Annotated in this window: 15 protein-coding genes; 10 read left to right on the top strand and 5 right to left on the bottom strand. The window is 63.0% G+C overall.

What is annotated here, in order from left to right; all coding sequences use genetic code 11:
* Positions 1-166 precede the first annotated feature (166 nt).
* From EKO19_RS33645 to EKO19_RS33600, 10 genes are read left to right on the top strand one after another with little or no spacing between them, the layout of a single operon-like run.
* Complete coding sequence (locus EKO19_RS33645; RefSeq protein ID WP_129781814.1) at positions 167-1345, top strand: acyl-CoA dehydrogenase family protein; 1179 nt, start codon at positions 167-169, stop codon at positions 1343-1345.
* 3 nt (positions 1346-1348) lie between these two features.
* Complete coding sequence (locus EKO19_RS33640) at positions 1349-2122, top strand: enoyl-CoA hydratase/isomerase family protein (RefSeq protein WP_129781813.1); 774 nt, start codon at positions 1349-1351, stop codon at positions 2120-2122.
* A 2-nt stretch (positions 2123-2124) separates the two neighbouring features.
* Entirely contained in the window at positions 2125-3252 is a 1128-nt protein-coding gene (locus EKO19_RS33635; protein ID WP_175597286.1) for a thiolase family protein, read from the top strand.
* A 5-nt stretch (positions 3253-3257) separates the two neighbouring features.
* Positions 3258-3680 (top strand): Zn-ribbon domain-containing OB-fold protein, encoded by a 423-nt coding sequence (locus EKO19_RS39615; RefSeq protein ID WP_129781812.1) that lies wholly within the window; start codon positions 3258-3260, stop codon positions 3678-3680.
* Positions 3681-3712: 32 nt separating this feature from the next.
* Positions 3713-4933 carry a CaiB/BaiF CoA transferase family protein gene (locus tag EKO19_RS33625; protein WP_217705767.1) on the top strand — a complete coding sequence of 407 codons (1221 nt, stop codon included), beginning with the start codon at positions 3713-3715 and terminating at the stop codon, positions 4931-4933.
* Positions 4934-4938: 5 nt separating this feature from the next.
* Positions 4939-6378 (top strand): dihydroorotase, encoded by a 1440-nt coding sequence (locus EKO19_RS33620; RefSeq protein WP_129781810.1) that lies wholly within the window; start codon positions 4939-4941, stop codon positions 6376-6378.
* A gap of 30 nt (positions 6379-6408) precedes the next feature.
* Positions 6409-6612, top strand: coding sequence for a hypothetical protein (locus EKO19_RS33615; protein WP_129781809.1), 204 nt, complete (start codon positions 6409-6411; stop codon positions 6610-6612).
* A complete protein-coding gene (locus tag EKO19_RS33610) occupies positions 6609-7991 on the top strand; it encodes an amidase (RefSeq protein WP_129781808.1) in 1383 nt (460 codons plus the stop codon). Before EKO19_RS33615 ends, EKO19_RS33610 begins: the two co-directional genes overlap by 4 nt.
* A 1-nt stretch (position 7992) precedes the next feature.
* Positions 7993-8316, top strand: coding sequence for a hypothetical protein (locus EKO19_RS33605; protein ID WP_129781807.1), 324 nt, complete (start codon positions 7993-7995; stop codon positions 8314-8316).
* The gene (locus tag EKO19_RS33600; RefSeq protein ID WP_129781806.1) at positions 8313-9314 is read left to right on the top strand and encodes a CobW family GTP-binding protein; all 1002 of its coding nucleotides are present in this window, start codon (positions 8313-8315) and stop codon (positions 9312-9314) included. The genes EKO19_RS33605 and EKO19_RS33600 overlap by 4 nt, the downstream gene beginning before the upstream one ends.
* A gap of 36 nt (positions 9315-9350) precedes the next feature.
* On the opposite strand, the gene EKO19_RS33595 is transcribed toward EKO19_RS33600, so the two are convergent.
* The 5 genes from EKO19_RS33595 to EKO19_RS33575 are packed head-to-tail and all read right to left on the bottom strand — an operon-like array spanning position 9351 to position 14669.
* Complete coding sequence (locus EKO19_RS33595) at positions 9351-10490, bottom strand: M24 family metallopeptidase (protein ID WP_129781805.1); 1140 nt, start codon at positions 10488-10490, stop codon at positions 9351-9353.
* Complete coding sequence (locus tag EKO19_RS33590; RefSeq protein WP_129781804.1) at positions 10487-11362, bottom strand: beta-keto acid cleavage family enzyme; 876 nt, start codon at positions 11360-11362, stop codon at positions 10487-10489. The genes EKO19_RS33595 and EKO19_RS33590 overlap by 4 nt, the downstream gene beginning before the upstream one ends.
* Positions 11363-11379: 17 nt before the next feature.
* Entirely contained in the window at positions 11380-12189 is an 810-nt protein-coding gene (locus tag EKO19_RS33585; protein WP_129781803.1) for an enoyl-CoA hydratase, read from the bottom strand.
* Between the two features lie 34 nt (positions 12190-12223).
* Positions 12224-14179, bottom strand: coding sequence for an enoyl-CoA hydratase-related protein (locus tag EKO19_RS33580; RefSeq protein WP_175597285.1), 1956 nt, complete (start codon positions 14177-14179; stop codon positions 12224-12226).
* Positions 14172-14669 (bottom strand): nuclear transport factor 2 family protein, encoded by a 498-nt coding sequence (locus EKO19_RS33575; RefSeq protein WP_129781801.1) that lies wholly within the window; start codon positions 14667-14669, stop codon positions 14172-14174. The genes EKO19_RS33580 and EKO19_RS33575 overlap by 8 nt, the downstream gene beginning before the upstream one ends.
* Positions 14670-14672 lie beyond the last annotated feature (3 nt).

Here is a 14672-nt window from a genome sequence, read left to right as displayed (position 1 = left end):
GTTTGCCGGTCGAGAGCCGTAATCGGTGGGGCGGTGGCCGATCGAGCCGGGGCGCTTTGCGGATTCTCGAGCGACGACACTCTTTAAGAGCGTCACAGAGTGTCGCGGCTGCTCGCTGGACGAGCCGCCATAAAAAACATTGCGCAAGGTGGATCGAGAGTTATCTATGAACGATGTGAGTCTGGGGGCATGGGAGTTGCCGCAGGAGCTGGCGCTGCTGCGGGATACGGTCCGCAAGTTCATGGCGACCGAGGTGCGGCCGGTGGAGGACGGTGTCGAGCACGATGCCTACAAGCTGCCGCCGGAAAAGCTGGCGCCCCTGCAGAAGAAAGTGAAAGACGAGATGGGGCTGTGGTGCTACCGCACGCCCGCCAAATACGGAGGGGCGGGCCTTGGGTTGCTCGCGCAAACGGTGGTTGCCGAGCAAACAGCCCAATGCAAGATGGGCTTGTACAGCGCCGGTTGCGGTGCTTTCGGCGCAGACCCGCCGAATGTCATTTGGGAAGGATCGCGCGAACAGATAGAAGGATTCGGGATTCCTTCGGTGGCTCAGGGCAAGAAGGCCTATGTGGCTATCAGCGAGGCGTCCGGAGGATCCGACCCGGCGCGCTCGATTCGTACGCGCGCCGTTCGCGATGGCGACCACTACGTGGTGAACGGCAGCAAGATGTGGATCTCTGCGGCGGACACAGCGGACTGGGGCATTCTCTTCGCACGCACCGGTGACGATACCTCGCGCGGTGGCATCACCGCATTCATCGTCGATGGCCGGCCGGAAGGCATGACCGTCCGTCCGATTCCGGTCATTCGCTCGTGGTCGCCCTGCGAGGTGGCTTTCAAAGATGTCCGGATTCCAGTCGCGCATCGACTGGGCGAGGAGGGCGAAGGCTTCAATCTCGCGAAGAAGTGGCTGGTGGAAACGCGCATTCCCTACTCGATCACGACGCTCGGGGTCGCACAGGCAGCGCTGGATATGGCGGTCAAGTGGTCGACCGAGCGCAAGACGTTCGGTTCGTACCTCGCCGACAAGCAGGCCATCCAGTGGATGCTGGCCGACAGTGAAATAGAAATTCGCGCCGCGAGGCTGCTTACGTATCAAGCTGCGTGGAAGGCCGATCTTGGTCAGGATCCGGGGGTGGATGCGTCGATCGCAAAGCTCACCACCAGCGAGACGGCCGGACGGGTGATCGATCGCTGTGTGCAGATCTTCGGTGCGCTCGGTGTTTCCGAGGAACTGCCCCTGGAACGATGGTATCGAGAGCTGCGTATTCGTCGCATCGGCGAGGGTCCCTCTGAGGTGCAACGCATGGTCGTCGCCCGCAGCCTCATCAGCCAGTACCGGTGAGCCATGGCCATCGACATCGAACTCTCGCAGCATATTGCCACCATCACCATCAACCGGCCCGAGCGCCTCAATGCGATGGACGCGGAGCACTACCGTCTGTTGTCGCAGGCCTGGACGAGAGTGCGCGACGATCCGGAGATTCGCGTGGCGATCATCACCGGAGCGGGTGAGAAGTCGTTCACGGCCGGTGCGGACATCAAGTCCTACTTGTCGCGCGACTTTCACTGGGCCGAGCAGTGGCTGACCCAGAAAGATCAGTTGCTGAATCGCGGCCTGGAGGTATGGAAGCCCGTCATCAGTGCCATCAACGGCTTCTGTATCGGCGGCGGCGTTACTTTGATGCTCGCCACCGATATCCGGCTGGCCGTCGCGAGCGCCACCTTCAGCCTGGCCGAGGTCAAGCGTGGCGTCATCGCAGCGAATGGCGGCACGCAACGGGTGGTCCACCAGTTGCCTCATGCGATTGCAATGGAAATGCTCCTTACCGGAGACGCAATCGACGCGCAGACAGCGTTGCGATGGGGGTTGATCAATCGCGTCACCAGCCGAGAAAGTCTCATGGTCGAGGCGCGCGCGATCGCGGAGCGGATTGCCAAGAATGCGCCGCTCGCGGTCCAGGCGACCAAGGAGCTGGCGATTCGCAGTCGCGACATGGATCTGGCGGCAGGCCTGCGAATGGAGCAACTGGTCGGTCGAACGCTGCTGCAAACCGAGGATGCAAAGGAAGGACAGGCGGCGTTCAAGGAAAAGCGCGAACCGAAGTTCACGGCGTCCTGAACATGCGCGGTAAATACGTCATCGCCGGTGTCGGTCACACCAAATACGGATCGCTGCCGGGCCGCTCCACGCACTCCCTGCATGCCGAGGCGGTTCGCAATGCCTTGTACGATGCAAATATCTGTAAATCGGACGTCGATGCCTTGCTGGTGAAAGGACCGACGTCGGCTCCGGAACTTCTATATGGACAGAGGCTGGCGGAGTCCCTGGGCATCAGCCCGAGAGTGGGCGGCGTGTGGGATCAGGGCGGGGCGGCCAACGCCAGCTTGATCGGCTATGCAGCGATGGCCATCGAGCATGGTCAATGCGAGATCGCGGTCGTCACGTTCGCCGACAATCCCAAGACGGGCGATCGAAGTGTCTACAGTCGCGCCCGGGGCGAAGGCGCGTTGTTTGGTTGGGGCGGTGTGCCAGCCGGGTATGCGATGGTCGCGCGTCGGCACATGAGCGAGTTAGGCACGCGACCCGAGCATCTCGGCGCGGTCGTGGTGAACAGCCGCAGAAACGCCGCCGCCAATAGCAACGCCCAACTACGCAACAAGCCGATCACGCTGGATGAGTACCTGGCGCGTGACTATCTCGTCTCGCCATTGCGACGGGACGACTGCGCGCTGGTCAGCGACGGTGCCGCAAGTGTGGTGGTGATGAGCGCCAGGCGGGCTCGCGAGCTGAAAGTGCAACGGCCGGTGCCCATTCTCGGCTTCGGACAAGGACAAACGTCGCTGGATATCGCGCAACGTCCGAGGCTCACCTCGACCATGGCGTCATCCTCGGCGGCGACCGCATTCGCGATGGCTGGGCTGAAGCCCGCCGACATCGACGTCGCGCAACTCTACGACTGCTTTTCGATCGTCGTGCTGATGACGCTGGAAGATTACGGCTTCTGCAAGCCGGGGCAGAGCGGCCGATTCGTCGAGGACGGCGCTCTGGAAGTCGGCGGCCGTCTGCCGATCAATACCGCTGGCGGGTTGCTGGCCGAAACCGGTATGCCGGGCATGCAGCTCATCATCGAAGGCGTGCGTCAGATGCGCGGCGACGCCGTTACACAAGTGCCGAACGCGAAGACCTGCGTGATCAGCAACCAGGGGGGCGTCATGCACACTCACTCCACGTTGATTCTGGGTAACTGAAGATCATGCAAGCAGATTCAGCAGGGCCCGAGTCCGAGCACGTGGCGGCGTACCACGCGCTACGCGATGGCAAGCTCACTTATCAGCGCTGCCGCGATTGTGCGCACTGCTGGCTTCCAGAGAGAACCGAGTGCCCGGGATGTCTGGGGAATCGCATCGATCGGCTGGACGCGTGTGGGGCCGCGAAGCTCGTGAGCTGGGTGGTGTATCACCACGCGTTCGTGCCGGCCTTTGCGGACTCGATTCCGTACACCGTCGGGCTGATCGAGTTGCGGGAAGGTCCGCGTTTGATCAGCAACATCGTCGGCGTCGACGATCCGGAGCAGCTGAGGATCGATCAGGAGCTCAGCTTGCAGGTGACCCGACGACGATCGGTGGACGTGCCGCTGTTCACTCCTTCGACTGCGCGGGACGGAAGATACAAATGAGTGGAAGCGACACTGCTTCTGACGATACGTCCGTGGGTGCGACGAGCGACGGGCCGCCTCGCGCGCTGCCGCTGCATGGCGTCGTCGTGGTGGATCTCGGTCAGATCTATTTGGGACCGTATGCAACGTTCCTGATGGCGAAGGCCGGCGCGACGGTGATCAAGGTCGAACCACCTGCCGGAGAGCCGGCTCGTCGTCGCTCCACCGTGGGGCGGGGTGCATCGCTGCCGTTTTGTATGCTGAACGCGAACAAGCGCTGCGTCACGATCAATCTCAAGACGGAACGCGGCCGCGATCTGCTGCTCCGGCTGGTGCGACGGGCCGACGTGCTGATCGAAAATTTCGCGCCCGGCGTGCTGGACAGGCTCGGTGTGGGTTGGCCGGTACTGCGGGCCATGAATCCGAGGCTGATCTATGCCTCGGGCACCGGGTTCGGTCTGTCCGGGCCGGATCGCGAGCAATTGGCGATGGACCTGACGATTCAAGCGGCGAGCGGCGCCATGAGCGTCACGGGTTTCGCGGACGGTGGACCGCTGAAATCCGGCGTGGCATTCGCCGACATCATCAGCGGCGTGCATCTCTACGGAGCCGTGGTGACTGCGCTGTTCGATCGGGAGCGCAGTGGGCAAGGCCGGCTGGTAGAGGTGGCGATGCTCGAAGCCGTGTTTCCCACTTTGGCTTCCAATCTCGGCATGTTGTACAGCAGTGGCGGCAAGGGCGCGGCGCGCACCGGCAATCGTCACGGCGGCCTATCGGTCGCGCCCTACAATGTTTATTCCTGCGCCGACGGCCACGTCGCATTGATCTGCCAGTTGGAGAGTCATTGGCGGGGATTGACCGATGCGATGGGCAGGCCGGATCTCGCCACCGACTCGCGCTTCTCGGACAACGCGCGGCGGGTTGCCAACATGGACGAGACCGACGCTGTCGTCGCGGCATGGACGGCAACCAAGAGTCGCAAACAGCTCGCGGAGCTTTCCGTTGAATACAAGTTCATCTGTAGCCCGGTGCGGGAGTTGCCCGAGGTGGTCAACGATCGGCACATGCACGAGCGCGGCATGCTCGAATGGATCGATCATCCGGAGCTCGGCAGAGTCGTGCTGCCGGGCAGTCCCTTACGCTTTCACGGCAGCATGCGCGAGCCTGCCATTCCTAGCGAATCGCTCGGGGCATCCAACACCGCGATCTTCGGCGAGATGTTGGAGCTGGACCGCGAGGAACTGAGCCGGCTCGCTGCCGAGGGAGTCATCTGAATGTCATGCAGCACGCGATGTATCGCCTGATCATCTCCAATGGCAAGGTCGTCACGCCGAGCGGTTCGAATATCGCAGACGTGGCCATCGCGGGTGAGAGAATCGCGGGCATCTTTCCGCCGCGATCCCTCGTGGAGTGCCAGGCGGAGCGGCGGATCGATGCCACCGGAATGATCGTCATGCCCGGCGGCATCGATCCTCACGTGCACATGTACTGGCCCATTGGTCACAGCAGCGGCTCGGAACGACCGAGATCTCAGGGCACCGATCACGTTGGCCGCGCGGCATTACATGGCGGAACGACTACGCTCATCGATTTCGCTCGCGTGACGGCGACCGACAGCATCGAGACTTGCATCCGCGCCCGCGATGCCGACTTTTCCAACAAATGCCCCTGCGACTACGCTTATCACCTGATGATGCATTCGGATCCGTCGCAGCGGACCCTGGATGAACTCGCCGAGGCGATCCGAGCCGGGTATCCGACGGTGAAAATGTTCACGACGAACATCCTGCCGCAGTGGAGCGGGGCCAAGATCGACACCGGCGACCTGTGGGAGATCTTCCAGGTGCTCGCCAAAGCGGGCGGCTTGGGAGTCGTGCACGCCGAAGACGATGAGCTGGTCATGCACATGACTGCCAAGCTCATGGCGCAGGGCCAGGGGCATTTCAAGCATCTCGCGCAAGTGCATAGCCGGCTCTCGGAGGATTTGAGCTTTCGCCAGGTGTTGCGGCTGGCGGAGAATGTCCCCGGCACGGCGCTGTACATGATGCATGTCTCGGCGAGCACAGGTGTGCAGGCAGTGCGTGAGGCGCAAGCCAGGTCGCTACCGGTTTACGCCGAGACCTTGCCACAGTATCTGCGCTTCACTGCCGATGATTATCTGCGGCCCGATGGCCAGATCTATCACACCTACCCATCTTTGAAATCCCAGCAGGACCAGGATGCGCTTTGGGATGGCGTGGCGGACGGCACGATTCAGACGCTGGCGACGGATGACATCTGCTGCTCGCTGCAGCAGAAGACTGCGGGTGCGCAGATCGTCGACACCGTCGGCGGTTTCAGCGGCGTCGAGCCGCGCATCGCCGTCATGTACACCGAGGCGGTGGTGAGACGAGGAATCTCTTTAGAAAGATTCGTCGATCTGGTCGCGACGGATGCAGCCAGGATCATGGGGCTCTATCCGCGCAAGGGCGTGCTGCTGCCCGGCAGCGACGCGGATATCGTCATTCTCGATCCGAACCGGCGCGGCACACTCGCCAGGCAGGATTTGTATCAGGCCCAGTACTCGCCCTGGGAAGGTCACGAGATCCATGCATGGCCCATCGTCACCGTGCTCAGGGGAGCGGTCGTGATGGAGCGCGGTGAACTATTCATCCCGGCCGCGGGCGGCAGGTATCTGCACCGCTCGATACCGGAGCATATCCGGGCGGGTCGGCGCTGACGCGTGGGGATGGCGTCAGCAGGTATCCCAATGGAAGACGAACGCATCGAGCAGCAATTGTATCGACGGTTGGCCACGGATGCGGGATTCGTCGACCCGGATGCCGGGATCGTGACGGCCATCGGCGGCCGATACGTTGCCACCCGATCGTTGCTCGCGCATTTGCCTCGCGATCTGCAATGGCATGAAGCGCCATTCTGGATGTCGCCGGGCGAACCGGAGCAGACGGAATGAGCGTGCTGCCTTTCATGCCGCTGGCCACGGCGGGATCGCTGATACGGCAGCGCAGGCTCTCGCCAGTGGAATACACGCAGGCGTTGATCGATCACACCGCCGCCGTCGACGGTCGGTTGCACGCATTCCTGATGCAAAGTCCGCAGCAGGCATTGAGCGATGCTCGAGCCGCTGAAGCTGCAATCATGGCGGGTCAGTGGCGCGGTTCGATGCATGGCATTCCGTACGGCCTGAAGGACGTCATCGACTACGCCGGCATGCCGACGACCGGCAATTCCGCCGCGATCGTCAACAACATTCCGGACGCACATGCGGCGGTGACCCGCCGGCTCATCGATGCTGGATCGGTCATGATGGGCAAGCTCGCCCTGCACGAACTGTCGATTGGCGGTCCTTCCTTCGATCTGCCGTGGCCCGTGCCGATCAATCCCTGGGCGGACGATCATTTCGCGGGCGGTTCCTCCAGCGGCTGCGCGGTCGCGGTCGCCGCGGGCATGTTGCCTGCCGCGATCGGCACCGACACGGGGGGCTCGGTCAGAAGTCCAGCGGCCAACTGCGGTGTCGTTGGAATGAAGCCGACGCGCGGCCTGTTGAGTTGCAACGGCATCATTCCTTTGGCTCACAGTCTCGATTGCGTCGGCGTGCTGACGAGAACCGTACGAGACAACGCTCTGGTGTTGCAGAGCCTGACGGCGACGAACGCGAAAGCTCGCACCAACTACATCGAGACACTCGACCGCGGTGTGGTGGGATTGAGAATCGGGCTCATACGTCACTTCTACGCGGGCGATGAGACAGCTCATCCCGAACAGGTCACGGCCCTCGACCAGGCAGCGACGTTGCTGGAGAAGCTGGGGGCTGAGATCGTCGAGATTCGTCTACCTCGGAGAGAAGAGTTCAGCGCTTGTTGCGCGCTGATCCTGTTCTCCGAGGCTTATGCCATCTTTCGCGGCTTGCTGACACAGCGTTTTGCGCAGCTCGGTGAGCATGCCAGAACCAGCATCATGTCGGGTGCGACCGTGTCCGCGGCGGACTATATCGACGCGCAGCGCTGGCGAGCCCGTTTGACCAGAGCCACCAACGCAGCATTCGACGGACTGCACGCGGCGATCACGGCTACCAATCTGGACCCGGCCTATCCGCTGAGCGATAGCGCGGCGAAGACTCGCGCGTTGGCGAGACATTGTCGTCATCCATTCAGTGTCACCGGACATCCGGCGATTGCCGTGCCGGCAGGATTCAGTTCCGCGGGCCTGCCGCTGTCCTTGCAGATCGTCGGCAACTACTTCGATGAGCGGGGCGTCTATCGGATAGCAAACGCCTACCAGCGAGCCACGGATTGGACGAGCAGGCGTCCTGCGAATCTGAGGGCGGCGTAGCGTGTTGGCCGGGGTCATTGCCGACGTCGAGAAGGTCGCACTGTTGCACGACCTGCTTCGGCACAGTCTCGAGCTGTGGCAGGTCGACGGCGATGTGGTTCGAGCAGGAAACATCATCACCGTACGCGCACGAACGTGCATCGTGGTCGTCCGGTACGATCCAGGAAATGCGGTCGCGCTCTGGTGGATCGCGAAACAAGCGGGCGGCGGCATTGCGAGCGTGCGCGAAAAACCATGCAACAGCAGTCTCGCCACCCTCGCAAGTCTCCGGCGGCTCCTGGCCGTGAATAGTCCGCGTGACAAAATATCGGAGCAGGCGGGATGATTCCGGTCGGCATCCTCAGCGGATTCCTCGGCAGCGGCAAGACGACGCGTCTGCGCCGTCTGTTGCAGGAGCCGGACATGAGCGGTACCGCGGTGGTCGTGAACGAGTTCGGCGTGGTCGGCATCGATCATGAGTTGCTGGAGACCGGCGAGGACCAGACCATCCTGCTATCCAATGGATGTCTGTGCTGTAGCGCTCGCAGTGGACTGGAGAATGCGTTGCGAACGCTCTGGAGCCGCGCCCGGCGAGGAGAGATCGACGTCGAGCGCGTGGTGGTCGAGACTTCCGGTCTGGCCGACCCGCTGGCGGTTCTGCAGCTCATCGGGCCGGGCGGGCCGATGTCGGGAATGTTTTCACGCGGTCATGTGGTCGTGACCGTGGACGTGGGACTGGAGACCCTCGAGGGCTGTGCGGAGGCCAGACAGCAAGTGATATTCGCGGACCGGATCAAGTTGACCAAGCTGGATACACATCCGTTGCCGCTGAGATTGGTCACGCTGATTCGCGCTTTGAATCCCACCGCGGCGATCGATGGCAGCGACGCTGATGAGCTGTCCCGTGACGATCTGTTCGGCTCGCGGAAGGGTGAAGACTTCGCCGCTCCGCTCGGTGAGTATTTGCCGCGCGAAAGCGTGGGACGCGATCATCTGCGGGATGTGCGAGCCATCGCAATCATCGAGGAGCGGCCGTTGCCGGCGGCATTGATGTCGCTGTTCCTGGAAGGGTTGTCGGCCAACGCCGGCAGCCGGCTGCTGCGCGTCAAGGGCATCCTGAATGTCGCCGGCGCGGCCGACTATCCCATCGTCGTTCAAGGCACGAGCCATCGAAAGGCGGAGGTGACCCGACTGTCGACATGGCCCTCGCCGGATCGCAGGACCAGAATTTCCATCATCGGCCGAGGGCTGCCCGATGCGTGGCCCCAGCTGCTGTTCCAGCTGTTGTGGGCGGAGTTGGAGGAGATCGAACACAACGACGCTGCGTGCTCGAGGCAGTTGTGAGCTCGGCCGATGCGCAGCCGAAGCACGCCGCCGCGATTACTTGCCCACGATCTTCAGTTCCCGGCTGAAGCTCGTCAGCGCTCGCGAGGTGCCTGCTTGCACCAGAACCACGTCCTCCAGTCTCACGCCAATCTCTCCCTGGCGATACAACGCCGGCTCCAGCAGCACCACGGCGCCCTCGGGCAGCACTTCGTGCTCGCTCTCCTGAATGTACGGCGCCTCGTGAATCGCGAGCCCGAGGCCGTGACCGCCGCGATGAACGATCATGTCCGCGTACCCCGAGCTTCGTAGCGAATCCATGAGAGCGCCATTGAGTTGATGTGCGGTCATGCCAGACTCGACCGCGCCCAGGCCGACTTTGCTCGCGGTCACCACAGCCTCATGAATCTTTGCATGCTCGTCGCTCACGTATTTGCAGAACGCGCTGCAGCTCAAGGCGGAGTGATAACCCTGAATGCGTGCGGAACAGTCGATGAGAATCGGATCGCCCGGCCGTAGCGGCCGATCTGCCGAGGTGCCATGGGGATTCGCGGCATTGCTTCCGAACAGCACCAGTGGCTCGAAGCCGAGCCCGTCGGCACCGCCTTCGAGCATGCGGATGCTGAGAATCTTCTGCACGTCCAGCTCGGTCTGGCCCGTTCTGATCAGTTCCAGCGTCTCGCCCAACGCACGCTGTGTGATCGCGATCGCGCGCTCGATACATTCGATCTCGGCAATCTCCTTGACCATGCGTTGGCGTTCCAGGATGCGTTCGACGTCGATCAAGGCATCGCTGCCCAGCCGCCAGCGGAACTCGTCAGCTTCGAAAGTCCGCATGCGCCGGCTCTCGATGCCGAGACGCATCGGGCCGAGAGTGCGAACCAGAGCATCGAATGCGGCCTGGTGGCCGTCGCTGTCCTGCCAGAAGAACGTCCGTGTGTCGTGATAGTGCTCGAGCCATTTCAGCCGTTCCAGTTCCGGCAGCAAGGCCAGCAGCTCACCGTCGGCGGTGATGACAATCATCGTGGGTCGGCCCAGCAACAGGAAATGCAGGCCGGTGAAATAGTAGAAAGAAGGTCCGGGCAAAATGGCCGCCGCGCCCAAGCCGCGCTCGCGCAATGCCTCGGCGAGGCGCGTGCGCCGCCTTGCATAGGGTTGCTGCAGTTTCCGATCGTCAGGAGTGCATGGCCAGCTCATGACAATATTCCAAGCAGGGTTCGGGCTTCTCGAGCGGATGCCACGGGTCTGCCCAGCGCGTTGGCGAGCACCACGGCGCGTTCCACCAGACTGTAGTTGCCGGGAGCGGCAACGCCGCGCTCGATGTAAAGATTGTCTTCCAGACCGACTCGCACATGGCCTCCCAGGATCAGTGACTGCGCAGCCATGGCGAAGTGGCTGTGCGCCACGCCGAACGCCGACCACCGCGCCTCGGCGGGCAGTTGATCCACCAGGAATTGCATGGTCCGGGTATCGGCAGCGCTGCCCCATCGCACGCCCAGACACAACTGAAAATAGCCGGGAGCGGGCAGGGTGCCGTTGGCGAGCAGTTCCCGGGCGAGCCGCAGATGGCCCGGCTCGAAGATTTCCAGCTCCGGCAGCACGCCGGCCGCGGTGACTGCTTTGGCGATCTCGGCGACGATGGCCGGCGTGTTGACGAACACGATGTTTCCGAAGTTCATCGAACCCATGTCGAGCGAGCACAGCTCCGGCCGCAACTCGACCACGTGTCGGCAGCGGTCGGCGGGGCTGATGACATTCGAGCCTGGGCCGATCCGGTCACGATCCTCCAGATTGGGAATGTATCGTCCGCCGAAGCCCGTGGTCAGGTTGATCAGGACGTCCGAGCCGCTGCGGCGAATCCGATTGACGACGTCTTCGTAGTAACGGAACTCATTGCTTTGCTGTCCCGTGTTCGGGTCGCGCACATGGATGTGAACGATGGCCGCGCCGGCTCGCCACGCCTCGAGCGCCGAGTCCGCGATCTCCTGCGGCGTCACCGGTACGCGGTTCTTCTCCACGATCGGAGCGCCACCGGTCACGGCACAGGTGATGATTACTGGTTGTGACATGTGCGAGCTCCGTACGATCAACGCAGCGCCTTGCCGCGATCGATGCTGTTGGCGAGGCTGCCATTGATCACGGCAGCGAACTCGTCACTGTGATGGGTGACCTGATGCGTGTCGAAATGCGCCTCCAGCGCGGTACGAAAGCCGGCCATGTCCATCATTCGATTGACAGAGCGCTTCGCCAGGCGCACCGCGAACGGTGCCGCCTTCGCGATGTGTTCGGCGAGCTTCAGTGTCGTGCTCTCCAGTTCTGCGCGCGGTACGACACGGTTCACCAACCCGAACTGCAGCGCCTCGCTCGCTGGCAGGCGCCTGCCTGTGAGCAGCAGATCCTTGGCTCTGCGCGGCCCGAGATAGAACGGATAGGCGAGCACCTCCAGGCTGGCCAGAGAGACGCTGTGCACGGTCGGGTCGGAGAAGAAAGCGTCCTCGGCGGCGACGATCAGATCGCACATACCCGCCAGCATCAGGCCACCGGCAAGGCATGCTCCCTGCACCTGCGCAAGCGTCGGTTTCGGACAATCGTGGATGTGCATGCAAATCTGGTAGTACTTGGCTTCCTCCTGATGGAAACGCTGTTCGGCGGACTGATGCGAGCGATCGCGCTGAGCTTCCTTGAGATCGTGTCCGGCGGAGAAGTGATCTCCGGCGGCTGCCAGGATGATCACGCGGATCGTGGGATCCGCAGCGGCAGCGGCGAAGGCGGCGTCGATCTCATCGAGCATCGTGCGGTTCTGCGCGTTACGCAGTTGCGGGCGGTTCAGCAGGATGCGGCGCACCGGGCCGAGCGTTTCGCAAACAATTTCATGATAGAGGGCAACGTCGGACATGAGAGTCTCCTGATCGGATCGAAAACATTGCGGCTCAGCGCTGGACGCTGGCCGTGGTCTGGGTGGCCCAGAACAGCGGCCCGCCGCAATGCTCTGGAAAGCCGAGCCCGTTGACCCAGACGATGTCGACATCGCTGGGGCGAGACACGATGCCTTCGGCCACGAGTCGTTTCGCTTCGGCGGCCGCGGCGAGCAGGCAGCGCTCCACGATGGCTGCTGCGAGGATCTTCGGGATGGATGTGCCTGCATGCGCAGGCATGCCGTCCGGCGTTCCGGCGCGTTGCAGATCGATCAGCTTCGTCCCGGTCTCACCAGGCCCGCTGCGTCCGTCCAGAATCCGCTGCGCCAGATCCAAGCCGATGAAGTCACAAAGCTCGAATGGGCCGTGGGCCATGCCGAAGTCGCGTAGCGCGGCGTCGATGTGCGCGGCCGGCACGCCTTCCTCGAGAATCGCGATGGCTTCTTTCAAGTAAGCGCGCAGGGTTCGATCGCCTACGAAACCGTCGCAGTCGCGGCTCACGACGGGAATTTTTTCGAGCCGCCGGCTCAGCTCGACGGCGATCGATGCCGCGAGGTTGCTGGACCTGTCGGTGCGCACGATCTCCACCTGGCGCATCGTCGATGCTGGAATGAAGAAATGCATGCCGACGACGTTCGCGGGGCGCCGGCTCGCGGCGGCGATCTCATCCACGGACAGGAGCGCGGTAGTTGTGATGAGCGCGGTTTTCTCGCCAACCAGGGCGCTCAATGCACCGACTATTGCGGACTTGCTCGAAAGCATATCCGGCTCCACTTCGATGACAGCGGTGCAATGTCGCAGCGAAGCGGCCTCGCTGGTGACTTCGAGCGCAGCGGTGAGCGACTGCAGTTCTTGTCGGGAAGCGATGCGGCCTTTGGATGACAATCTCTCGAGGCGCTCGACGATCGCGCTCGACGCATCGGACAGCGCACGAGCGTTTTGATCGAACAGCAGCACTCGACAGCCGCCGATCAGCAGGGCAGCCGCGAGCGGCGTGCGCAGCGCGCCGGCCCCGGCGATGCCCACGAGCGGCTCGGGTCCGGCGAGAGCGCCGGCAATGTAGCCATCGAACTTGAATGCTGCCCGCTCGGCGAAGAACACGTATTGCAGAGCAGCCGATTGCGGCGAGGCCTTGCACTCTTCGACGTACTCACGTTCTTTGCGCAAGCCCTCATCGAAGGGTAATGCAGCGGCATTGCGCACACTGCGAATGGCTCGGGTCGCGGCGAGGCGATTTCGCAGCCGCGCCGGCAAGTTGCTCTCGAATTCGTCGAACACCCCGGCACTGGCTGGAGCGAGCTTGTCTTGCAGGTCGCGAACCAGGCGGAGCGGGCGGCCTTCCGCGATGACCTGTTGGGCGAAGCGGATGGCGTGAGCGTGCAGATCGTCGGCAACGATCGCATCGACCAGTCCGAGTTGCAGCGCCTCCGCGGCATCGAGGATGCGAGAGGTCGCTATTGCCCGCAGGGCCTGCTCGATGCCGATGAGCCGTGGCAACCGCTGAGTTCCGCCGGCACCCGGGATGACCCCCAGCTTCACTTCGGGCAGTCCCAGCCGGGCGGAGGCGAGAGCGATTCGGAAATGACAGGCGAGCGCGATCTCCAGCCCGCCGCCCAGCGCTGTGCCGTGAATGGCGGCAATGACGGGCTTGCGACACGCTTCGATGCTGAGATTGACGGCATTGAGCGCGGGCTCTTCAATGGGCCGGCCGAACTCGCGGATATCCGCCCCGGCCGGGAAGGTTTGTCCCTTGCCGATGACTATGATCGCCTGAACGCCGGGCGCATCGGAGAATGTTCGGACCGCCGCGGACAAACCGGAGCGCACGCTGTGAGACAGCGCGTTCACCGGCGGGTTGTCGATGTAGATGAACCCGATGTTTGCATCGATGCGCGCAGCCACGGTGCTGCTGAACGATGTCTCGGGCGCCGGCGCGGCGAGTTGCGTCCCGAGGGCAGTTCCTTCACTCACCGGCATCTGTGTGACTCCGAAACTGCGGCTGCGACCATACTCGCTGGTTCTCTCGCAACAGAATCTTCCGCAGGTGATCCGAGGCGTAGCCCAGCGAGGCGAGCATGGGCCCTGTATTGGCGATCTCCCGGTAGGAGGCGATCTGCTCGCCGTGTAGCGATACGATCGCGACACCTTCGAATCCGACACGTGACGCGGGCGCGGTGGCAACTTTCGAGCGGTACGAGAACGCGTAGCGTGCGTACAGCAGCTCGCTGCTTCCGACCGGGTCATGGAAGGTCCATCGAAAATCGTCCGCTGTGCCGAAGAACTCACGATCGATGAGGCGCGCGATTTGCTCGTGGCCCGTGGCGGTTCCATAGAAACAATCGGTATAGGTGCCTTGCTCCGTGAACAGCCGGGCGAGGCGCTGGCCATCATGCAGTGCTACCGCATCGGAGAACGCGCGGAAGATTCTTCTGCTCAGGATCTCGATCGGCTCGGTTCGCAAGCG

The organism is Peristeroidobacter soli (genome assembly GCF_004138485.1).
Classification (GTDB): Bacteria; Pseudomonadota; Gammaproteobacteria; order Steroidobacterales; family Steroidobacteraceae; genus Steroidobacter; species Steroidobacter soli.
Note: the sequence above shows the minus strand (reverse complement) of the source record. Positions and strands in the feature narration are given on the sequence as shown.